This is a genomic window from Micromonospora sp. NPDC049529, assembly GCF_055586685.1.
This window is the reverse complement of record NZ_JBVJHT010000003.1, coordinates 161,314-183,386: the sequence shown is the minus strand read 5'-3', so window position 1 is coordinate 183,386 and position 22,073 is coordinate 161,314. Positions and strand designations below refer to the sequence as shown.

Here is a 22,073-nt window from a genome sequence, read left to right as displayed (position 1 = left end):
TTGGATCGTTCAAGTTTCTGGAATGTTTCGCATGTTGCACCGCCCGCAACAACTTTGTCAAGGGTGCGTCAACACCCCGCCCCCCGCTCAGGAGCTCCCCGTGACCAACCGCCACCTGCAACCGTTGCTGCACGATCTCGTCGGTGTCGTACTCGCTCCGACCAGCACACTGAGCGGCCGGGACGGGCAGATCCGGCCGGCCGGCGTACAGGGCGTGTTCCACGCCGACGCCCGGGTGCTGGCCCGCGCCGAACTCCTCGTCGACGGCCGCGAACCGGAGTCGATCACCCACGGGACCGACGGCCCGCACGGGGCCAGGTTCGTCTCGCTGGCCCGCTGGCTGGGCGACGAAACCCCCGACCCGACCGTACGGATCGACCGGATCCGCCGGATGACCCCGCGCGGGCTCACCGAGGAGATCCACGTCTTCTCCACCGCCACCGCACCCGTCCGGGCCGAGATCACCCTCGACCTCGGCTGCGACCTGGCCCCGATCGAGGTGGTCAAGTCCGGCGGAGCCACCGTCGACCTGGAAGCCAAGAGCGGCGAACCCGGCCAGCTCACCTGGGCCGGCGACGGGATCACCGTCGTCGTCACCGGCGAACCGGCCCTCGCCGGCACGACGATCGGCGCGCCCACGGCAGCCGGCGCGACGGTCGACCCCGCAGCGTCCGGCGCGACGACCAGCGCGGCCGGCGCGACGACCACCACCGGCACGGTGAGCGCCGTCGCCGGGGACGGCACCGCCCGGCTGGTCTGGCCGGTCGAGCTGGCCCCGCGCACCTCGGCCATCCTGCGCTGGCGGCTGCTGGTCGACGACCCGCGCGCCGTGGTCGTCGCCCCGCCCGCCGAACCCGCCTGGTCCCGCCCCGAGGTACGGGCCGACGACCGGCGACTGACCCGGCTGCTCGACCGCTCCCTGGACGACCTGCGCGGCCTGCGGCTCGCCGAGGCCGGCAACCCGCAGGACGTCTTCCTCGGCGCCGGGGTGCCCTGGTTCCTCACCCTGTTCGGCCGGGACAGCCTCTGGGCGGCCAAAATGATGCTGCCGCTCGGCACCGACCTGGCCGCCAGCACGCTGCGGGTGCTCGCCCGCCGGCAGGGCACCAAGGTCGACGCCAACTCCGGCGAGGCCCCCGGCAAGATCATGCACGAGCTGCGCCGGGACGAGTTCACCGTCGCCGGCAACGGCCTGCACCTGCCCGCCGCCTACTACGGCACCGTCGACGCCACCATGCTCTGGGTCAACCTGCTGCACGACGCCTGGCGCTGGGGCCTGCCCGACAACGAGGTCGCCGACCTGCTCCCCGCCCTGGAATCGGCGCTGAGCTGGCTCGCCGACCACGCCGACGCCGACGGGGACGGCTTCGTCGAGTACGTCGACACCAGCGGCCGGGGCCTGGCCAACCAGGGCTGGAAGGACTCCTTCGACTCCGTACGATTCCGCGACGGCTCGCTCGCCCACGCCCCGATCGCCCTGGCCGAGGTGCAGGGATACGCGTACCAGGCGGCGGTGCAGGGCGCGGCGCTGCTCGACGCGTTCGGCCGGCCCGGCGCGCAACGCTGGCTCGACTACGCCGGGGCGCTCGCGGCACGGTTCCGCGCCCGGTTCTGGGTCGACGGCCACGACGGGGCGTACCCGGCCCTGGCCCTGGACCGGGACAAGCGCCCGGTCGACGCGCTGACCAGCAACATCGGCCACCTGCTCGGCACCGGCCTGCTGACGGCGGACGAGTCCGCGCGGGTCGCCGCCGCCCTCGCCACCCCCGGCCTGTCCGGCGGGTACGGGCTGCGGACCATGTCCGCCACCGACGGCGGCTTCAGCCCGCTGTCGTACCACTGTGGCTCGATCTGGGCGCACGACACCGCGATCGTCATCGCCGGGCTGGCCCGCGAGGGCTTCACCGCCCCGGCCGCGCACCTCGCCGAAGGGCTGCTCAGTGCCGCCGAGGCGTTCGACTACCGGCTGCCCGAACTGATCAGCGGCGACGACCGGAGCACGCTCGGTCGGCCGGCACCGTACCCGGCGGCCTGCCAGCCACAGGCCTGGTCCGCCGCCGCCGCCGTGGTGCTGCTCCAGGCGGCGGTCGGCCTCTACCCGGACGTGCCGGCCGGCGTCGTACGACTCCGTCCGCTGCACGGCGCCCCGCTCGGCGCGGTCAGCGCCCAGCGGCTGCGGGTGGCCGGCGCCCCGGTCGACGTCTCGGTGGACCGGGCCGGAGTCGCCACCGTCACCGGGCTACCGGCCGGACTCACCGTGCTCGACGAGCGGTAACACCTCTGCCGGACGCCAAAGGTCCCGCCGCGCGACGGGCGGTAACGCCTCCATCGAACGGCAAACGTCCCGGCACCGGATCGACCGGTGCCGGGACGGCGACGTATTCAGGAATGCCCAGTGTCCGGGCGCCCCCAGCATGTGGGACGCCGGACGATCGGCTGCCCGGAGTTTGCCCTGCTCAGTCCAGCAATGCGTCGAGACCGAGGGTCAGACCCGGCCGACGCGACACCGACCGGATGGCGAGCAGTACGCCGGGCATGAACGACGCCCGGTCGTACGAGTCGTGCCGGATGGTGAGCGTCTCGCCGCTCGTACCGAACAGGACCTCCTGGTGCGCGACCAGGCCGGTGGCCCGGACCGAGTGCACCCGTACCCCGTTGATCTCGGCCCCGCGCGCACCCGGCACCTCGTCCTTGGTGGCGTCCGGTGCGGCGCCCAGGCCGGCCTCGGCCCGCGCCGCCGCGATCAGCCGGGCGGTGTGCGTCGCGGTGCCGCTGGGGGCGTCGACCTTGCCCGGGTGGTGCTGCTCGATCACCTCGACCGACTCGAAGAACCGCGCGGCCCGGGCGGCGAACTGCATCATCAGCACCGCGCCGATGCCGAAGTTGGGGGCGATCACCACACCGACACCCGGCTTGCGCGACAGCCAGTTGCGCACCCGGTCGAGCCGCTGATCGGTGAACCCGCTGGTACCGACCACCACACTGATGCCCTGGTCGACACACCAGTGCAGGTTGTCCATCACCACGTCGGGGGTGGTGAAGTCGACGACGACCTCGGCACCCGCGTCCGAGGCGTTGAACAACCAGTCCCCCTGGTCGATCATCGCCACCAGTTCGAGGTCGTCGGCGGCGTCCACCGCCCGGCACACCTCGATCCCCATCCGACCCCGGGCGCCGAGCACCCCGACCCGGAGCGGCTCCGCCGAGGTCTCCGCCAGTGCTTCAAGTCCGTCACTCACGGGGCACAACCTATCCCACCCGGACCGATCACACCCGAGGACGTCCCACCGGACGGCAGCGGTGCGATGATCGACACCGTCAGCTCGGGGCCGCGAAGTCGTCCGCGCCGAACGGGCCCACCACCGCGAGCGACATCGGGCGGGCCAGCAGGTCGGCGGCGAGCGCGTTGACCTCCTCGGCCGTCACCGCGTCCACCCGGGCCAGCAACTGGTCCACCGAGAGCAGATCACCGAAGAGCAGCTCGCCCTTTGCCAGCCGGCTCATCCGCGACCCCGTGTCCTCCAGGCCCAGCACGTACGAGCCCTTCGCCATGCCCTTGCCCCGGGCCAGTTCGGCGGCGCTGACACCGTTCGCGGCGACCTCGGCCAACTCGGCCCGGACCAGGCCCAGAACCTCCTCGACCTTGCCCGGCGCGCAACCGGCGTAGACGGCGAACACCCCACTGTCGGCGTACTGGCTGGCGTAGGAGTAGACCGAGTACGCCAACCCGCGCTGCTCCCGGACCTCCTGGAACAGCCGGCTGGACATACCCCCGCCGAGCACGTTGTTCAGTACGCCGAGCGCGAACCGCCGCTCGTCGACCCGCCCGATCCCGGCACAGCCCAGGATCACGTGCGCCTGCTCGGTCTCCTTGTGCTCCACCGCCGTACGCCCGGTCCTGGTCTTCACCGCCGGGGCGGCCGCACGCGGCGGTGCCGGCTCGGCCGCCGGGGTGTCCAGCGGGGTCCCGCGCAGCGCCTGGCGGACCAGCTTGACCACGGTCGCGTGGTCGAGGTTGCCGGCGGCGGAGATCACGATGTTCGGCGCGGTGTAGCGCTTCTTGTAGAACGTCTGGATCTGCCGGCGGGTCATCGGGGAGATGGTCTCCTCGGTACCCGAGATCAGCCGGCCGAGCGGGTGGTCGCCGTAGATCGCCGTGGCGAACAGGTCGTGCACCTCGTCGCCGGGCTCGTCGTCGTGCATGGCGATCTCTTCGAGGATCACCCCGCGCTCGGTCTCCACGTCGGCCGGGTCGAGCACCGAGTCGGCGACCAGGTCGCACATCACGTCGATGGCCAGCGGCAGGTCCTGGTCGAGCACCCGCGCGTAGTAGCAGGTGTACTCCTTGGTGGTGAAGGCGTTCGTCTCGCCGCCCACCGCCTCAATCTCGGCCGAGATCTCCAGCGCGGTCCGCTTGTTGGTGCCCTTGAACAGCAGGTGTTCGAGGAAGTGCGAGACACCGGCCGACGACCCGGTCTCGTCCCGCGAGCCGACCGACACCCAGACGCCGAACGACACGCTGCGTACGGTCGGGATCGCCTCGGTGAGGATGCGCAGCCCGCTGGGGAGCACGGTACGGCGCACGGTGCCGCCGAGCGGATCGGCGCTGAGCGTACGGGTCACGGCCCGAGCGGCCGGCGCCCGGTGCGCGCCGCCGGTTCGGCCCGGTCCCGACCGAGTCAGGAGAGAGGGTGGTTGCGTATCCCGCTTCAAGGAACCAGGACTCCTAGCTCGGTGGAAATGGACGGGCCGTGTCCCATCGACATGATCGACAGGACACGGCCCGGTGGGTCACACCCGTTGATCAGCTACGACGGTCCCGACGACGACGCTCGCCGCCGCCCTCACCGCCACCCTCGCCGTCACCACGGCTCGGGCCCCGGTCGCCACGGTCCCGGTCGCCACGGTCACGCGGACCCCGGTCGCCACCACGGCCGGCCGGACGGTCGGCGCCGTCCGCGTCGGCCGGTGCCTCCTCGCCCTCGGGCCGCACCTTGTCCAGGTAGATCTTGCCCCGGGCGTCGATGTCGGCGATCGACACCTCGACCCGGTCGCCGACGTTGAGGAAGTCCTCGACCCGCTCGACCCGCTTGCCGTCGCCGACCTTGGAGATGTGCAGCAGACCGTCGCGGCCGGGCAGCAGCGAGACGAAGGCGCCGAACGGGGCGGTCTTCACCACGGTGCCGAGGAACTTGTCCCCGACCTTCGGCAGCGTCGGGTTGGCGATCGCGTTGATCCGCTCCACCGCGGCCTCGGCCGACGGGCCGTTGGTCGCGCCGACGTAGATCGTGCCGTCGTCCTCGATCGAGATCTCGGCGCCGGTCTCGTCCTGGATGGCGTTGATGGTCTGGCCCTTCGGCCCGATCACCATGCCGATCTTGTCGACCGGGATCCGCACCGTGGTCACCCGCGGCGCGTAGTCCGACATCGTGGCCGGGCCCTCGATCGCCTGCTGCATCACGCCGAGGATCGTGGTCCGGGCCTCGTGCGCCTGCTGCAACGCGGCGGCCAGCACGTCCGACGGGATGCCGTCGAGCTTGGTGTCGAGCTGGAGCGCGGTGACGAACTCCGGCGTACCGGCGACCTTGAAGTCCATGTCACCGAACGCGTCCTCGGCACCGAGGATGTCGGTCAGCGTCACGTACTGGGTCTTGCCGTCGACCTCGTCCGAGATCAGACCCATGGCGATGCCGGCGACCGGCGCCTTGAGCGGCACACCGGCACTGAGCAGCGCCAGGGTGGACGCGCAGACCGAACCCATGCTGGTCGAGCCGTTCGAGCCGAGCGCCTCGGAGACCTGCCGGATGGCGTACGGGAACTCCTCCCGCGCCGGCAGCACCGGGATGAGGGCCCGCTCGGCGAGCGCCCCGTGGCCGATCTCGCGGCGCTTGGGGGCACCGACCCGACCGGTCTCACCGGTGGAGTACGGCGGGAAGTTGTAGTTGTGCATGTAGCGCTTGGACTTCTCCGGGGAGAGGGTGTCCAGCGCCTGCTCCATCCGGAGCATGTTCAGCGTGGTGACGCCGAGGATCTGCGTCTCGCCGCGCTCGAACAGCGCCGAACCGTGCACCCGGGGCAGCACCTGGATCTCGGCGGTCAGCGGCCGGATGTCACGCGGGCCCCGGCCGTCGATCCGGACCTGCTCGCGCAGCACCCGGTTGCGTACCTCGGACTTGGTCAGCGACCGGAAGGCGGCGCCGACCTCGCGCTCGCGGCCCTCGTAGTCGGCGGCGAGCTGCTCGCGCACCCGCTCCTTGATCCGGTCCAGGGCGTCCTCGCGCTCGGCCTTGCCGGCGATCTTGAGCGCCTCGGCGACGTCGCCACGGGCCGCCGTGGCGACCGCCTCGAAGACGTCGTCCTGGTAGTCCAGGAAGATCGGGAACTCGGCCACCGGCTTCGCCGCGACGTCGGCCAGCTCGCTCTGCGCCCGGCACAGCTCGCGGATGGCCGGCTTGGCGGCCTCCAGACCGCTCGCCACGACCTCCTCGGTCGGGGCGGTCGCGCCGCCCGCGACCAGGGCCACGGTGTGCTCGGTCGCCTCGGCCTCGACCATCATGATCGCGACGTCGCCGTCCGGCAGCGTCCGACCGGCCACGACCATGTCGAAGGTGGCCCGGCCCAGCTCCTCGTGGGTCGGGAAGGCCACCCACTGGCCGTCCACGTGCGCCATCCGGGTCGCCCCGATCGGGCCGGAGAACGGCAGGCCGGAGAGCTTGGTGGACATCGACGCGGCGTTGATCGCGACGACGTCGTACGGGTGCTGCGGGTCGAGCGCGAGCACGGTCTCGACGACCTGGACCTCGTTGCGCAGGCCCTTGACGAAGGACGGGCGCAGCGGCCGGTCGATCAGGCGGCAGGTGAGGATCGCGTCCTCGCTCGGGCGCCCCTCGCGGCGGAAGAACGAGCCGGGGATCCGGCCCGCGGCGTACATCCGCTCCTCGACGTCGACGGTGAGCGGGAAGAAGTCGAACTGCTCCTTGGGCTGCTTGCCCGCGGTGGTCGTGGAGAGGACCACCGTCTCGCCGAGCTGGGCGATGACGGAGCCGGCGGCCTGGCGGGCCAGGCGGCCGGTGGAGAAGGTGATCTCGCGGGTGCCGAACGCACCGTTGTCGATCACTGCCTTGCTGTGCTCGGTGCCGAGATTGTTCTGCTCGGTCATGAGTGTGTTGCACTCCTTCGGTCGTGGGGCTCACGACCGCCCTGCGCGCCGGTAGGTTCCGGTGCGCGCCCGGTTGGCACTGGGGGAACTGTTCGAACGGCCGGTCTTCGATCGAAGCGCCCGGGGTGCCGGCTCGTGCCGGGCGCCCGGGGGCCACTACCGAGGACCGGTGCCGACCCGCTCCCGTTGGGTGGTCGCGCTGGCCCCTGTTATTCGTTGGCGACGGGCCGGGGGAGCGCCGTCGTCGGGCCGAACCCGACGTCGTCACTCCCCCGCTGCGTCACCTCCGCAGGCCGAGACGCTCGATGAGCGTCCGGTAGCGGCTGATGTCCTTCTTCTGCATGTAGTTGAGCAGCCGGCGGCGACGGCCGACCAGCAGCAGCAGACCACGACGGCTGTGGTGGTCGTGCTTGTGCACCTTCAGGTGCTCGGTGAGGTCGGCGATCCGCTTGGTGAGGACCGCGACCTGGACCTCCGGCGAACCGGTGTCGCCCTCGACGGTCGCGTACTCCTGCCGGATCTTGCTCTTTGCTTCCTGGTCGAGCGCCATTTTCTCCCTGTTTCTGGTGGGTTTCAGTGAATACCTCGCACCCGCGGCGTCGTGCAGGCGCGCGAGGACCCTCGTCGGTGACCCGACGTCCCCGTCACATTACCAGCCCGTGGTACGTCAACCCCCCGAAGGGCCGGCCGCGCCGCTCAACCGAGCAGCTCCCGGACCTGCGCCACGTCCTCGTTGATCTGCGCCACCAGCGGTTCGATGCCGTCGTAGTGGCGGGTCTCGCGCAGCCGGGCGACGAAGTCCAGCGCCAACCGCTCCCCGTAGAGATCACCGGCGAAGTCGAGCACGTACGCCTCGATCCGGCGCTCCCGGCCGTTGAAGGTCGGGTTCGTGCCGATCGACACCGCCGCCGGCAGCACCTCCGGAACCTGACCGGGCCGCCCGCCGTGCCGGACCAGCCGGGCGGCGTAGATCCCGTCCGCCGGGACCGCCGCATAGCGGTGGCAGAGCAGGTTGGCGGTCGGGAAACCGATCTCCCGCCCCCGCTGGTCACCCCGGACCACCACACCGTCGAGCCGGTGCGGGCGGCCGAGCGCCGCCGACGCGGCGGTCACGTCCCCCGCCGCCACACAGGCCCGGATGTACGTCGAGGAGAAGACCGTGTCGTCCCGGGCGACCAGCGGCGCCCCCTCCACCGCGAAGCCGAAGGTACGGCCGAGCCGCTCCAGCAGCACCACGTCACCGGCGGCCCGGTGCCCGAACCGGAAGTTCTCCCCGACCACGACCAGCGCCGCGTGCAGGTTCTCCACCAGCACGTTGTGCACGAACCCCTCGGCGGTCAGCCGGGAGAACTCGGGCGTGAACGGCACCACCCAGAGCACGTCGACGCCGAGCGACTCGATCAGCTCCGCCCGCCGGTTCGGCTCGGTCAGCACCGCCGGGTGGGTACCCGGCCGGACCACCTCGGACGGGTGCGGGTCGAAGGTGACCACCACCGACTGCACGCCGAGTTCGCGGGCCCGCTTCGCGGCGTACCCGATGATCGCCTGATGCCCCTGGTGCACCCCGTCGAAGACGCCGATGGTCACCACCGACCGGCCCCAGCCACCCGGCACCCCGTCGTACCCCCGCCAGCGCTGCATCCGCTCCCCCTTCCGCTCGTTCCCCGCCAGCTTGCTCGTGCCCGTCGGCCCAGTCCGCCGGCCGGTCAGGCCGGGGAGAGCACGATCTCCGCGCGGGCCCGGCCGCCCCGCTCGCTGACGATAGCGATCAGGCCGCCGTCGGGATCGAACACGGCGTACGGCCCGTCGATCCCGGCCGGCTCCAGCGGACCGCCGTGCGAGAGCACCTTCGCCTCGGCGGCATCGGCCTGCCGGGTGGCGAAGAACCTCCGGGCCGCCGCCTCGACCGGCAGGTTGACCACGTCCGACGGCTCCCGCTGGGCCAACTCGTCCAGGGTCACCGCCTCGGCCAGGTCGAAGCCGCCCACGGCGGTACGCCGCAGCGCGGTCAGGTGCCCGCCGACCCCGAGCGCGGCACCGAGGTCACGGGCGATCGCCCGGATGTACGTCCCGGAGGAGCAGGTCACGTCGACGTCGAGATCCACCAGGTCCGGTGTCGGGCGCCGCACCGCCAGCAGGTCCAGCCGGGAGACGGTCACCCGGCGGGCGGCCAGCGTCACCGCCTCGCCGTCGCGCACCCGCTTGTACGCCCGCTGCCCGTCCACCTTGATCGCGCTCACCGCGCTGGGCACCTGGTCGATCTCGCCGGTCAGCGGCAGCAGGCCGGCACGGACCAGCTCGTCGGTGACGCCGCTGGCGGAGACCTCGGTGACCACGTCGCCCTCGGCGTCGTCGGTGATCGTCGACTGGCCGAGCCGGATCGTGGCGGTGTACCGCTTACCTGCGCCGATCACGTACGTGAGCAGCCGGGTCGCCCGGTTGACGCCGATCACCAGCACCCCGGTCGCCATCGGGTCCAGGGTGCCGCCGTGCCCGACCCTGCGGGTCTTGGCGAACCGGCGGATCCGCGCCACCACGTCGTGCGACGTCATGCCGCTGGGCTTGTCCACCACGATCAGACCGTCGACGCTCACGACCGCCAAGCCTGCCAGACGCCGACCGGGCCGCCACGCCGGCCCGCCCGCCCCGACCCGGTGTCGTCAGCGGGTCGCGCCGGCGACCGCCCAGGCGCCGCTGCGCAGCCGCAGCAGCAGGCCGACCAGGCGTACGACCAGGAACAGTGCCAGTCCGGCCCAGATCCCGCCGAGCCCCAGATCGAGGGCGTACGCGGCCCAGATCGCCGGTAGGAAGGCACCGAGCGCGGCGACGATGGTGAGGTCGCGCATGTAACGCAGGTCACCCGCGCCGATCAGCACCCCGTCCAGGGCGAACACGACCCCGGCCACCGGCTGCATCCCGACGAACCACGGCCAGGCGACCAGCGCCTGTTCGCGTACCTGCGGGTCGGCGCTGAACCAGGACGGCACGACCGGGGCCCCGGCGGCGACGAGCAGCGCGAAGGCGATCCCGCAGCCGCCGCCGATCAGGGCGAGCCGGCGGGCCAGCGCCCGCGCGCCGGCCACGTCACCGGCGCCGAGCGCCGCCCCGATCAGCGCCTGCGCGGCGATCGCGAGGGCGTCCAGGACCAGCGCGGTGAAGAACCAGAGTTGCAGGGCGATCTGGTGGGCGGCGACGGAGGCGGCCCCGAACCGGGCGGCGACGGCGGTGGCGGACAGGAAGCTGGCCTGGAAGGCCGCTCCGCGTACCAGCAGGTCCCGGCTGAGGACGAGCTGTCCGACGATCGCCGACGGGCGGGGACGCAGCGGGACCCGTTCGGCGACCAGGGCGCCGACGAAGAGGAGACCGCCGAGGGTCTGCGCGGTCGCGTTGGCGACCGCGCTGCCGACCAGGCCGAGCCCGGCCGGGTAGACCAGCAGCGGGCAGAGCACGGCGGAGAGCAGGTTGGGGCCGAGCACGAAGAACAGTGGGCGCCGGGTGTCCTGCACGCCGCGCAGCCAGCCGTTGCCGGCGGCCGCGAGCAGCAGTCCGGGGGCGCCGAGGACGGCGATCCGGAGCCAGTCGGCGGCGGCACCGGCCACCGCCGGGTCGTCCCCGGCCAGCGTCCGCGCCAACGGCCCGGCCGCGACCTGGGCCACGACCACGATCAGTACGCCGGCCGCCAGCGCCAGCCAGGACGCCTGTACGCCCTCGGCCACGGCGGCGGCCCGGTCACCGGCACCGAACCGGCGGGCCGAGCGGCCGGTGGTGCCGTACGCGGCGACCGTGCCGAGCCAGACGACCAGGGTCATCACCGTGCCGGCGACCGCCAGCGCGGCCAGCGGCACCCGGCCCAGGTGGCCCACCACGGCGGTGTCGACCAGCACGTACAGCGGCTCGGCGGCGAGCACGACCAGGGCGGGCAGGGCCAGCCGGGCGATCCCGCGCGAGGTGACCGGTGGCGGGTGCGGACCGGCGACGGTGGCTTTGCTCATCGCGCCCGATCGTGGCACGCCTCCAGTAAGGAGAGCAAGCCGGCGCGGGACTTACCGAACGGAGCGAGGTGGAACGGATGGGCGGCCGACGGTCGAGCGGATCGGGCCCGCCGTCAGCCGCGCACCGGGTCGGTCACTGGCGGGTGTCCATCGACGTCTGCAAGGCGCGACGGGCCTGCTCGCGGGCCTCGTCAGTGGTCTCGGGCTTGGTTTTGGTCGCCATCGGGAAGGCTCCTGTCCAGGGTGCGTCGGCGCACCGAGAGGCGCGGCCGGACGCGTACGGGTTCTGCTGATCGCCGCGGACCCGCCCTCCGGGATCGCCGGACGGGATCGGTCAGAGCAGCGTGAGCCCGGGTCGGTTGACCCTGGTGGCGCGCGGTGCCGGGTTGGGGCACCGTCGTACGCCCACAAACCAAGCTATCGTTCAGGTCCACATTCTGTGCCGGATTCCCGCGATACGGAACGGTACGATTCCGTGACCTGCGGTGTCAGCGGGCGAAGAAGTGCCAGCCCAGCCACCACCAGAAGCCGAACAGGCCGATCCGGCCCACCGGCACCGGGCCCACCTCGTACCGCATCACCTGGGCACAGAGGTCACCGAGAGTAGGGATCCGCGAGCCCTCCCGCCGGGCCGCCCACTCGACGACCGCGAACAGGACGAAGGCCAGCGCGAACCCGCCGATCGCCAGCAACCGCGTCGCGCTCATCGGCGCACCAGCGCCCAGAACGCCGCCAGCCAGCCGAAGTACGCGACCGACCGGGTCAGCTCGTCGGTCAGCAGCGGATCGGCGAGGCGGGACAGGGTCGGGAAATCGTCACCGGAACCGAGCGCGAAGGTCGCCCCCTCGAACACCCCCAGCACGGCTACCGGCAGCACCCACCAGATCGTGCCCTGTCGGGGCCGGGAGGACTGCGGCCGACGCGGCACCCGGTTGCCGAGTCCGAGCCAGATCAGCACTCCCCCGGTGCCCAGGGTGTAGAGGTTCGCCGACAGCGAGAACGAGGGAAGCTGGCCGCCCACCAGCGACAGACAGGCGAGTACGGGGACCGAAACAAGGGGTTTGTCCCAGGGACGCGGCACAACGACGGCTATTTCCGAGGGCTGCTCCATCTTCCGATTGTGCCCGCGGTGCCGGAGTGCCGAAAGTGCATTGTCCCCGGACTATCCCCGATCTTCCGGCCCGGTCAGCGCCCGCTCCAACTCGTCCCGGATCGCCCCGATCACCTCGGCCGGGCCGCCACGACCGGTGAACCCGGCGGCCAGCCGGTGCCCACCGCCACCGAGCGCCACCGCGACCCGGCTCACGTCCAGCGCACCCTTGCTCCGCATCGAGACCGCCCACTCGGCCGCCGCCACCTGCTTCAGCACGCAGCTCACGTCCGCCTCCTCGGTGCACCGCACCGAGTCGATCAGGGCCTCCAGCACGTACGCCGGCTGCTGGTGCCGGGCCAGGTCGTCCAGGGTGGCGTAGGTCCAGACCAGCCCGTGGCCGGCGGCGGCGGCCGGTTCGAGCACCGCCCGGCCCAGCACGTCGCCGTAGAGCCGGACGGCACCGAACGGTCGGGTGTCGAAGACCCGGCGGGAGATCTCCTCCGGCCGGATTCCGGTGGCCAGCAGCCGGGCCGCCATCTCGTGCACCGCCGGAGTGGTCATCGCGAACCGGAACGAACCGGTGTCGGTGGTCAACGCGACGTAGAGACACTCGGCGATCTCGCGGTCGAGCGGTACGTCCAGCCGGTCGAGCAGCCCCTCCACCACCACCGAGGTGGCGGCGGCGAGCGGGTCGACCAGGTGGATCCGGCCGAACCGGGTGTTCGAGGCGTGGTGGTCCAGCACCACCACCTCACCCGCCCGGTCGAGCCGGTCGACCAGGTCGCCGATCCGGGACACGCTGGCGGCGTCGAAACAGAGCACCAGGTCCGGATCGGTCCAGGTGTCGGCGGCCGGCACGAGCAGGTCGAGACCGGGCAGGGCGCCGAACGGCTCGGCCACCCCGGGCGGGCCGGGGAAGGTCGCCTGGAGCTGCCGGAAACCCAGCCGGCGCAGGCCGAGGGCGCAGCCGAGCATGCTGCCCAGCGCGTCCCCGTCCGGGTTGACGTGACAGATCAGCAGCACCCGGGCGTCCGGCGACAGGGCGCGTACGGCGGCGACCGCCGCCGCCCAGTCAGCCGGGTCGGGACCGGCGTCGGCCGGAGACTGGGCCAGAGCCGGACCGGCGGAGCCGGTCACCGCCGGTCACCGGGCCCGACGGCCGGGTCGTCCTCGTCGTCGTCCGAGTCGTCGTCCTCGTCGAGCTTGTACGGCTGCGCGTCACCGGCGTACGCCGCGTTGGCCGCCCGCCGCTGCACCTCCTCGTCCGCGTTGCGCGCGACGGCGAGCAGGTCATCGATGTGCTTGACCTGGTCCTGCACGTTGTCCAGGACGAAGGTCAGGGACGGCGAGTGCCGCAGCCCGAGCGCCTTGCCGACGGTGCTGCGCAGCAGGCCCTTGGCGCTTTCCAGGGCGGCGGCGGTGGAGGCCTGTTCGGTGGCGTCACCGAGCACGGTGTAGAAAACCGTGGCTTCCCGCAGATCGGCGGTGATCCGGGCATCGGTGATCGTGATCATGCCGAGCCGGGGATCCTTGATCTGCGTACGCACCACGGAAGCCACCAGCTCCCGGACACGCTCAGCGTGCCGGCGCACCTTGGCCGGGTCCGTCATTTCCGCACCTCCACGGCATCCCTACTCCCGGCGCGGGTCGACGGTACGGAGCACCGCCGACGGCCACCGGCCGACTTTTGAACACTACCCGCGAGCCATGACGGGGCGCTCGGGGGCGCCGCCCGGTGACCTCCACCGGGACACCGGCCGCACCGGCCCCTCAGTCGTCCTCGCCGTGCAGTCTGCGCCGGACCGACAGCAGTTCCAGTTCGGGTCGACCGGCGACCAGGCGCTCGCACTTGTCGAGCACCTCGCCCACGTGGGAAGCCTCCGCCGCCACCACCGCCACCGCGATCTCGGCCCGCCCGTGCAGGTCCAGAGCACCCACCTCGGCGACCGAGATCTCGAACCGGCGCAGTGCCGCCACCACCGGGCGGACATAGGAGCGCTTTTCCTTCAGCGACCGGGAATCCCCCGGCAGCAATACGTCGAAAACCGCGGTTCCAGTAAACATCGAGTGGACGATACCGCCCCGACACCCCGCATGATCAAGGGGTTTACGCCACCACGGGCGTAAACCCCTTGATCAGTTGGAGCTATCCGTCAGGCGCGGGTCTTCTCCCGCATCTCGAAGGTCTCGATGATGTCGCCAACCTGGACGTTGTTGTAGTTGCCCAGGGTGAGACCGCATTCGAAGCCCTCGCGCACCTCGGTCGCGTCGTCCTTGAACCGCTTGAGCGAGCTGATCGTGAGGTTGTCCGCCACGACCGCCCCGTCGCGCAGCAGGCGGGCCTTGGCGTTACGCCGGATGACCCCCGAGCGGACGATACAACCGGAGATGTTACCGATCTTGGAGGACCGGAAGACGTCCCTGATCTCGGCGCTGCCGAGCTCGACCTCTTCGTACTCCGGCTTGAGCAGACCCTTGAGCGCCGCGTCGATCTCCTCGATGGCCTGGTAGATCACGGTGTAGTACCGGATCTCCACACCCTCGCGGTCGGCGATCTCGCGAACCTTGTTCGAGGCCCGCACGTTGAAGCCGATGATCGTCGCCGCCTCGGCCGAAGCGCTCGCCAGCATCACGTTGCTTTCCGTGATGGCACCGACGCCACGGTCGAGGATCTTGAGCTGAACCTCCTCGGGGATGTCCAGCTTGAACAGCGCGTCCTCCAGGGCCTCCACGGAACCGGAGACATCGCCCTTGAGGATGAGGTTGAGCGAGGTCTTCTCGCCCTCCTTGATCTGCTCCATGAGCGTCTCAAGAGTGGCCCGACCACGGGAGTTGGCGAAGCTCGCCGCCCGTCGCCGTGCCTGCCGCTGCTCGGCGATCTGCCGCACCGTACGGTCGTCGGCCGCGGCCAGGAACGTGTCACCGGCGCTGGGCACCGCGGTCAGACCGAGCACCATGACCGGACGCGCCGGTCCGGCCTCGGCGACCTGGTTGCCGTTCTCGTCGAGCATCGCCCGGACACGTCCGTGCGCCCCACCGGCGACGATCGAGTCGCCGGCCCGCAGGGTGCCCTTCTGCACCAGCACCGTCGCCACCGCACCGCGCCCCTTGTCGAGGTGCGCCTCGACCGCGACACCCTGCGCCGGCCCGTCGATCGGAGCGGTCAGCTCCAGCGACGCGTCGGCGGTCAGCAGGATCGCCTCAAGCAGCTCGTCGATGCCGATGCCGGGCTTGGCCGCCACGTTGACGAACATGGTGTCGCCGCCGTACTCCTCGGCGACCAGGCCGTACTCGGTCAGCTGCTGGCGGACCTTGTCCGGGTTGGCCTCCGGCTTGTCGACCTTGTTCACCGCGACCACGATCGGCACGTCGGCCGCCTTGGCGTGGTTGAGCGCCTCGATCGTCTGCGGCATGACGCCGTCGTCGGCCGCGACCACCAGCACCACGATGTCGGTGACCTGGGCACCACGGGCACGCATGGCGGTGAACGCCTCGTGACCCGGGGTGTCGATGAAGGTCAGCGCCCGCTCGTCCCCGTTGTGCGGAACCCACACCTGGTAGGCACCGATGTGCTGGGTGATGCCACCGGCCTCGCCCGCGACCATGTTGGTCTTGCGGATCGCGTCCAGCAGCTTGGTCTTACCGTGGTCGACGTGACCCATGACGGTCACCACCGGCGGACGGGTGACCAGTCGGGCGATGTCAACCTCGGCGTCGAGGTCGATGTTGAACTGCGCCAGCAGGGCGCGGTCCTCGTCCTCCGGGCTGACGATCTGCACGTCGAAGCCGAGGTGCTCACCGAGGAGCAACAGGGTCTCGTCCGAGCAGGACTGGGTCGCCGTGACCATCTCGCCCAGGTTGAACATCTCCTGGACCAGCGAACCCGGGTTGGCGTTGATCCGGTCGGCGAAGTCCGACAGCGAGGCACCGCGCGACAGCCGTACGACCTGACCCTGACCTCGGGGGGCACCCGAGCTCATGGTCGGCGCGGACAGGTTGTCGAACTCTTGTCTGCGCTGCTTCTTCGACTTGCGACCACGGGTCGGCTTGCCGCCCGGACGCCCGAAGGCACCCGCGGCACCGCCGCCACGACCGCGACCGCCACCACCCGGACGGCCGCCACCGGCGCCCGCACCGGCCGGCGCACCGCCACCGGGACCGCCACGGTAACCGCCGCCACCACCGGGGGCGCCACCGCCGCCACCGGGACGGAAGCCGCCACCGGCACCGCCGCCGCCACCGGGACGGAAGCCACCGCCGCCGCCACCGCCACCGGGGCCGCCACGGAAGCCGCCACCGGCACCGCCGCCGCCACCGGGACGACCCGCACCGCCGCCGGGACCGCCCGGACGGCCGGGGCCGCCGCCAGCGGGACGACCGGGACGCTGGGTCGGCATGGAAGCCGGGCTGGGCCGAGGCGGCATGGAAGCCGGGCTCGGCCGGGGCGGCATCGACGCCGGGTTGGGCCGGGGTCCGCCGGGAGCGGCCGGACGCTGACCACCCGGGGTGATGCCGAACGGGTTGTTGCCACCGCTACGCGCCGGCGGACGACCGCCGGGGCCGGGGCGACCCGGTGCCGGAGCACCCGGAGTCGCCGGCCGGGCGGCCGGGGAACCCGGACGCGGCGGAACGGCGTTCGGACCCGGCCGGGGCCGGGTCTGCGCGCCACCGTCGGCCGGCGGTTCCCGGCGTACGGTGTCGCGTTGCTGCTGACGGGCGGCCTGGGCGGCCTTGACCGCCGCCTCCTGCTCCGCCTTGAGGGCGGCGGCGCGCGCCTCGGCGGCCGCTACCTCGATGTCGTGCGCGCTCGCCGGCTTGGCGGTCGGCGCGGCCGGCTGGGGCGGACCCGGAACCGGGCCCTTCGGCCGGGCCGGCGGCGCCGTGGGACGGCGGGGCGGCATGGGCTTGGCGGAGATCCTCGGCTCACCCGGGGTTGCTGTCCCGGGGGTCGCCGACGGGGCCGCCGGAGGGGCTGGGGTCGCCGGCGCGGCGGGGGCCGCCGCGGCGTTCGACGACGCGACGAACGCGCCGCGCAGCCGGCGGGCGACTGGCGCCTCGACGGTGCTCGACGCGGACTTCACGAACTCGCCCATTTCCTTCAGCTTGGCGAGAACGGTCTTGCTTTCGACCCCGAGCTCTTTTGCCAGCTCGTGTACGCGGGCCTTGCCTGCCACTGCACTCCTCACTCCGAGGTCGTGCGGGCAAGTACCCGCAACAACCTCACTCGTGCACTTGAAGCCTGGTCATTTCAGGGACTTCATCGTGTGCTCATGTCGGTCGTCCTACCTTGCTTGCGACCCTCGCCCGGCCGGATGGCCGGACGTAGTGGTTGACGCATCAATGTGCTCGGCCAGCACCCCGGTGTCAGGAACACCGGGGATACGCAGTGCCCGCCCGAAGGCGCGGCGCCGCTGTGCCAGCGCGAAGCAAGCCGAGTCAAAGTGCAGATGCGCCCCCCGACCCGGCAACCTGCGGGCCGGATCAGGTCGGAGATTGTAGCCAACCCCGTCGCCGACCGCGACAATCCGCAGCAGATCGACAGCCGAAGCGCGTTGCCGACAGCCCACACAGGTGCGCTCCGGCCACACGCGTCGTACCACTGGGAAAGTCTACCCCTACCCGGCCGAGATCGCTCCGCCCGGCTCCGTCACGTGATCAGCACCGGCCCGCGCACCGGTCGGAGCCGAGCTCGCCGCCTGCTCGTTGTCGGGCTTGATGTCGATCCGCCAACCGGTCAGACGCGCCGCCAACCGGGCGTTCTGGCCCTCCCGGCCGATCGCCAGCGAGAGCTGGAAGTCCGGCACGGTCACCCGGGCCGCGCGGCTGGCCAGGTCGACCACCTCGACCCGCAGCGCCTTGGCCGGCGACAACGCGTTGCCGACGAAGTTGGCCGGGTCGTCCGACCAGTCGATGATGTCGATCTTCTCGCCGTGCAGCTCGCTCATGACCGCGCGGACCCGCTGACCCATCGGCCCGATGCAGGCGCCCTTGGCGTTCACCCCCGGTACGGCCGACCGGACCGCAATCTTCGTACGGTGACCTGCCTCACGTGCGATCGCGGCGATCTCCACCGTGCCGTCGGCGATCTCCGGCACCTCCAGGGCGAAGAGCTTCTTCACCAGGTTCGGGTGGGAACGGGACAGGGTGATCTGCGGGCCCCGGAAGCCCTTGGCCACGTGCACCACCACGCACCGGATCCGCTGGCCGTGCCCGTAGATCTCGCCCGGCACCTGCTCGGGCGCGGGCAGCACCGCCTCCAGCTTGCCCAGGTCGACGCTGACGATGCCCTTCTCGGCCCGTCCCTCGTGCGCCTGGACCACCCCGGTGACCAGGTCACCCTCGCGGCCCACGTACTCGCCGAAGTGCACCTCGTCGGTGGCCTCCCGCAGTCGCTGGAGGATCACCTGCTTGGCGGTCATCGCGGCGATCCGGCCGAAGTCGTGCGGGGTGTCGTCCCACTCCCGACCGACCACGCCCTCCTCGTTGACCTCCTGGGCGTAGACCAGGGCGGCCCCGGTCTTACGGTCGATCTCCACTCGGGCGTGCGTCTCCGAGCCCTCGGTGTGCCGGTAGGCGGTCAGCAACGCGGTCTCGATCGCCGCGAGGATCGTGTCGAACGGAATCTCCCGCTCGCGCTCCAGGGCGCGCAGTGCCGCGAGGTCGATGTTCACCTCTCCTCGCCCTCCACATCTTCGTCGTCGGTGTCGTCGATATCGGGCAGGTCGTCGTCGTGCATGTCGGGCTGGTCGTCCTCGAACTCCACCAGATCGGAGTCCGCCACCTCGTCGAGCCGGCTGAACTCCACCTGCACCCGACCGGGACCGAGATCCGCGTAGGCCCACTCCCCGGACGTCCCGTCCAGGTCGAAGCGGACCCGCTCGTCGTCGGCGGCGACCACCCGTCCGGTGATCTGCCGCTCGGTGGTCGGCCGGTCGGCGGTGGCCGGTTCCGCCGTCCGCTGCTCCGGCGCGGGCGTCCCGCCACCGGAGGTGGTGACCTTCACGAGCCGGCCGACGTTGCGCCGCCAGTGCCGGGGCAGGGTCAGCGGCCGGTCCACGCCGGGCGAACTGACCTCCAGCTGGTACTCCCCCGCGACGATGTCGCCGCCGGACTCCTCGGCCAGGTCGAGCGCCGCCGAGACGGCCCGGGACACGTCGGCCACCGCGTCGAGGTTGATCCCGCCGTCGCCGTCCACGATGATCCGCACCACGTGCCGACGCCCGGCGCGGGCGACCGAGACGTCCTCCAGGTCGTAGCCGGCCTCGACCACCACCGGCTCGATCACGGCCCGTAGCCGGGCCCGACGAGCAGTAAGATCACTCCGAGGGCGCTCCACCGAGCGCCGCTCACCAGCCCGCGGCCCAGCCGTCGACCGGCTGGTAGCGCGGCCACGCTGCGTCATATCCGCACTCCTTTCCGAATCGTCGGCGGCCCAGGCGGGCAGCCATGCCAGTTCGCCACCGGGCCCAGACGCGCCCGGCGGCTGCGCAGAGCGTAACGCGCGGGCCGACCGGCGAGCCGGGCGGCGCACCGGGGCGAAGGGTACGCCGGGTACCGGCCTTGCGCCCGGCGTCCGCGACGCATGGTGTTGACTTGCCCGGTGCGGACCGCGGAGACCAACGAGAACCATCGCGTACGGGGGCGGTCCCGACGCGACCTGATCCGGGCGGCCGGCCTGTTGGCGCTCGCCACCGGCGCGGGCTCACTGAGCGGCTGCGGGCTGTTCGGGGACGAGCCGGTGCCGCCCCCGCCCGACCCGCTCGCCCCGCTGGTCACCAACGCGCTCGACCTCGCCGACCGGTACGACGCCGCCGTGGCGGCCTTTCCCGACCTCGCCGACCGGCTGGGCCCGGTCGCGCAGGCACACCGGGCGCACGCCGCCGAACTCGCCCGGGTGACCGGCACCGTCCTGCCCAGCGGCAGCCCGACGGTGGGCGCGTCGGCCGGCACACCGGCACCGGCCGGGGACTCGAAGAGCGCCCTGGCGACGTTGCGGGCGGCCGAGACCGAGGGCCGGGAGACGATGGCGAAGGCCTGCACCGAGGCACCGGCGGACCGGGCGGTCCTGCTCGGCACCATCGCCGCGGCGCGGGCCACCCACCTGGAGGTGCTGCGGTGAACCGAGCGGGGGCGGCGTGATGAGCGGACCACTGGACGCGGCACTCGCCGCCGAGCACGCGGCGATCTTCGCGTACGGGCCGATCGGGGTGCGGCTCACCGGTGCCCAGGCCGCCGACGCGCGGGCCGCCGAGGCCGCCCACCGGACCCGGCGGGACGCGCTAGTGCTGCTGCTGACCGGCAACGGGGGCACCGCACCGGCGGCCGCCGCCAGCTACGAGTTGCCGTTCCCGGTGACCGACGCGGCGGCGGCACTGAAGTTGGCGGTGGAGATCGAGGAACGGACCGGCGCGGTGTGGCGGGCGGCGCTGGCCACCACGACCGGGGCGGACCGGGGCCGGGCGCTGGACGCGCTGACCGACTGCGCCGTACGGGCCACCCGGTGGCGGCGCACCGCCGGGGTCACCCCCGTCACGGTGGCCTTCCCCGGCCGGCCGACCTGACCGCCGCCGCAGGTCACCGGGGCGCCGCCGGGACGGTTGGTGGAGCCGTTCCGGCGCGGGTTGCCAGCGGGATACCCGGTATACATACTCGGTAGCCGTGTCCATCCGCTACGGCCTGCTCGCCCTCCTCGAACGCGGGCCGATGTACGGCTACCAGCTCCGGTCCGCCTTCGAGGAGTCGATCGGCGCCACCTGGCCGCTCAACATCGGGCAGGTCTACACCACGCTCGGCCGCCTCGTCCGGGACGAGTTGGTCGAGTCGTTGCCGGAGCACGATGCCGGGCAGCGGCCGTACCGGATCACCGAGGCCGGGCGGGTGGAGCTGGCCGGGTGGTTCGAGACGGCGATCAGCCGTACCGAACGTCCCCGGGACGAGTTGACGATCAAGCTGGCGTTGGCCCTGTCCACACCGGGGGTCGACGTCGACCGGGTGGTGCACACCCAGCGGGCGGCGAGCACCCGGGCGCTCCAGGAGTTCGTCCGGCGCAAGGTCCGTGACACCCGCCCCGACAACGTCTCCGGGCGGCTGGTGCTGGACGCGATGATCGTCCAGACCGAGGCGGAGATCCGCTGGCTGGACCACTGCATGGAGAGTCTCGGCCAGCCGCCGACCGGTACGCCGTAGGTTCCGGTCGCCCGCGCGGCACGTCCGACACGACAGCCGTGGGGCGGGCCGACCGGACAGCGCCCGGTTCTCCACCGTTCGGGGCTTTCCTTTTCCGGAGAAACCGACACACTGTGTCGATGTCCGCCCTCGGTACGCTCGTCCGCCGGTTCAGCCACCGACGCTGGTTCGCCCGGACGGTCCGGTTCCTCGTCCCGGTCGACCGGCTGATCGGTCGGGTGACCCGGGGACGGGTGGTGGCGCTCGGCATCGCCCCGTCCCTGATCATCACGACCACCGGTCGCCGGTCGGGGCAGCCGCGCAGCAACCCGCTGCTCTACGTACGCGACGGCGACGCCTACGTGGTGATCGGCTCGAACTGGGGCCAGACCCGGCACCCGGCCTGGTCGCTCAACCTGCTCGCCGAGCCGACCGCGGCGGTCACCCTCGACGGCACCCGGTTCCCGGTCCGGGCCACCCTGGCCGAGGGCGCGCAGCGGGAGCGGCTGTGGCAGCTGCTGCTGGCCGAGTGGCCGGCGTACCGGACCTATGTGGAACGGTCCGGCGGACGCGACATCCGGATCTTCCGGCTGGCCCCGGACGGCCCCGGCACCGCCGAACCGACCCCCCACGACCCGACGCCCTGAGCCCGTCCCGTTGCCGT

21 protein-coding genes are annotated in these 22,073 nt (G+C 72.3%); 5 read left to right on the top strand and 16 right to left on the bottom strand.

Translation table 11 applies throughout. The features are described from left to right. The first annotated feature begins 100 nt into the window (after positions 1-100). Positions 101-2,275 carry an amylo-alpha-1,6-glucosidase gene (locus tag ACZ6QQ_RS06050; RefSeq protein WP_465874733.1) on the top strand — a complete coding sequence of 725 codons (2,175 nt, stop codon included), beginning with the start codon at positions 101-103 and terminating at the stop codon, positions 2,273-2,275. 181 nt (positions 2,276-2,456) lie between these two features. Here the strand turns inward: ACZ6QQ_RS06050 and dapB are convergent, their stop codons facing one another. The 16 genes from dapB to rimP all read right to left on the bottom strand — a co-directional run bounded on the left by dapB (position 2,457) and on the right by rimP (position 19,646). Beyond that, positions 2,457-3,218 carry a 4-hydroxy-tetrahydrodipicolinate reductase gene (gene dapB / locus ACZ6QQ_RS06045; protein WP_465875028.1) on the bottom strand — a complete coding sequence of 254 codons (762 nt, stop codon included), beginning with the start codon at positions 3,216-3,218 and terminating at the stop codon, positions 2,457-2,459. Positions 3,219-3,318: 100 nt separating this feature from the next. Beyond that, entirely contained in the window at positions 3,319-4,683 is a 1,365-nt protein-coding gene (locus tag ACZ6QQ_RS06040; protein ID WP_465875027.1) for a M16 family metallopeptidase, read from the bottom strand. A 121-nt stretch (positions 4,684-4,804) separates the two neighbouring features. Continuing rightward, positions 4,805-7,159 (bottom strand): polyribonucleotide nucleotidyltransferase, encoded by a 2,355-nt coding sequence (locus tag ACZ6QQ_RS06035; RefSeq protein ID WP_465874732.1) that lies wholly within the window; start codon positions 7,157-7,159, stop codon positions 4,805-4,807. A 280-nt stretch (positions 7,160-7,439) separates the two neighbouring features. Beyond that, positions 7,440-7,709 carry a 30S ribosomal protein S15 gene (gene rpsO, locus ACZ6QQ_RS06030; RefSeq protein ID WP_121159027.1) on the bottom strand — a complete coding sequence of 90 codons (270 nt, stop codon included), beginning with the start codon at positions 7,707-7,709 and terminating at the stop codon, positions 7,440-7,442. Between the two features lie 146 nt (positions 7,710-7,855). Continuing rightward, positions 7,856-8,800 carry a bifunctional riboflavin kinase/FAD synthetase gene (locus ACZ6QQ_RS06025; protein ID WP_465874731.1) on the bottom strand — a complete coding sequence of 315 codons (945 nt, stop codon included), beginning with the start codon at positions 8,798-8,800 and terminating at the stop codon, positions 7,856-7,858. A 65-nt stretch (positions 8,801-8,865) separates the two neighbouring features. Further along, positions 8,866-9,753, bottom strand: a complete 888-nt coding sequence (gene truB / locus ACZ6QQ_RS06020; RefSeq protein WP_465874730.1) for a tRNA pseudouridine(55) synthase TruB — start codon at positions 9,751-9,753, stop codon at positions 8,866-8,868. Between the two features lie 66 nt (positions 9,754-9,819). Further along, positions 9,820-11,151 carry an MATE family efflux transporter gene (locus ACZ6QQ_RS06015; protein WP_465874729.1) on the bottom strand — a complete coding sequence of 444 codons (1,332 nt, stop codon included), beginning with the start codon at positions 11,149-11,151 and terminating at the stop codon, positions 9,820-9,822. Between the two features lie 488 nt (positions 11,152-11,639). Then, positions 11,640-11,858 carry a DUF6186 family protein gene (locus ACZ6QQ_RS06010; RefSeq protein WP_465874728.1) on the bottom strand — a complete coding sequence of 73 codons (219 nt, stop codon included), beginning with the start codon at positions 11,856-11,858 and terminating at the stop codon, positions 11,640-11,642. Beyond that, positions 11,855-12,262 carry a hypothetical protein gene (locus ACZ6QQ_RS06005; protein ID WP_465874727.1) on the bottom strand — a complete coding sequence of 136 codons (408 nt, stop codon included), beginning with the start codon at positions 12,260-12,262 and terminating at the stop codon, positions 11,855-11,857. The genes ACZ6QQ_RS06010 and ACZ6QQ_RS06005 overlap by 4 nt, the downstream gene beginning before the upstream one ends. Positions 12,263-12,313: 51 nt before the next feature. Then, entirely contained in the window at positions 12,314-13,381 is a 1,068-nt protein-coding gene (locus ACZ6QQ_RS06000) for a DHH family phosphoesterase (RefSeq protein WP_465874726.1), read from the bottom strand. Then, a complete protein-coding gene (gene rbfA / locus ACZ6QQ_RS05995) occupies positions 13,378-13,854 on the bottom strand; it encodes a 30S ribosome-binding factor RbfA (RefSeq protein ID WP_465874725.1) in 477 nt (158 codons plus the stop codon). The genes ACZ6QQ_RS06000 and rbfA overlap by 4 nt, the downstream gene beginning before the upstream one ends. Before the next feature lie 160 nt (positions 13,855-14,014). Then, positions 14,015-14,308 (bottom strand): DUF503 domain-containing protein, encoded by a 294-nt coding sequence (locus ACZ6QQ_RS05990; RefSeq protein WP_465874724.1) that lies wholly within the window; start codon positions 14,306-14,308, stop codon positions 14,015-14,017. A gap of 89 nt (positions 14,309-14,397) precedes the next feature. After that, on the bottom strand, positions 14,398-17,418 hold the full coding sequence (infB, locus tag ACZ6QQ_RS05985) for a translation initiation factor IF-2 (protein WP_465874723.1): 3,021 nt from the start codon (positions 17,416-17,418) through the stop codon (positions 14,398-14,400). A gap of 108 nt (positions 17,419-17,526) precedes the next feature. Beyond that, complete coding sequence (locus tag ACZ6QQ_RS05980) at positions 17,527-17,811, bottom strand: YlxR family protein (RefSeq protein ID WP_465875026.1); 285 nt, start codon at positions 17,809-17,811, stop codon at positions 17,527-17,529. A 48-nt stretch (positions 17,812-17,859) separates the two neighbouring features. Continuing rightward, complete coding sequence (gene nusA, locus ACZ6QQ_RS05975) at positions 17,860-18,915, bottom strand: transcription termination factor NusA (protein ID WP_465874722.1); 1,056 nt, start codon at positions 18,913-18,915, stop codon at positions 17,860-17,862. Then, on the bottom strand, positions 18,912-19,646 hold the full coding sequence (rimP, locus tag ACZ6QQ_RS05970) for a ribosome maturation factor RimP (protein ID WP_465874721.1): 735 nt from the start codon (positions 19,644-19,646) through the stop codon (positions 18,912-18,914). The genes nusA and rimP overlap by 4 nt, the downstream gene beginning before the upstream one ends. 255 nt (positions 19,647-19,901) lie before the next feature. Here rimP and ACZ6QQ_RS05965 point away from each other — a divergent pair, with 255 nt between their 5' ends. From ACZ6QQ_RS05965 to ACZ6QQ_RS05950, 4 genes are all read left to right on the top strand, one after another. Beyond that, positions 19,902-20,363, top strand: coding sequence for a hypothetical protein (locus ACZ6QQ_RS05965; RefSeq protein ID WP_465875025.1), 462 nt, complete (start codon positions 19,902-19,904; stop codon positions 20,361-20,363). A gap of 19 nt (positions 20,364-20,382) precedes the next feature. Further along, positions 20,383-20,805, top strand: coding sequence for a ferritin-like domain-containing protein (locus tag ACZ6QQ_RS05960; RefSeq protein WP_465874720.1), 423 nt, complete (start codon positions 20,383-20,385; stop codon positions 20,803-20,805). A gap of 97 nt (positions 20,806-20,902) precedes the next feature. Continuing rightward, the gene (locus ACZ6QQ_RS05955) at positions 20,903-21,430 is read left to right on the top strand and encodes a PadR family transcriptional regulator (RefSeq protein ID WP_465874719.1); all 528 of its coding nucleotides are present in this window, start codon (positions 20,903-20,905) and stop codon (positions 21,428-21,430) included. 119 nt (positions 21,431-21,549) lie between these two features. Further along, positions 21,550-22,056, top strand: coding sequence for a nitroreductase family deazaflavin-dependent oxidoreductase (locus ACZ6QQ_RS05950; protein WP_465874718.1), 507 nt, complete (start codon positions 21,550-21,552; stop codon positions 22,054-22,056). Positions 22,057-22,073 lie beyond the last annotated feature (17 nt).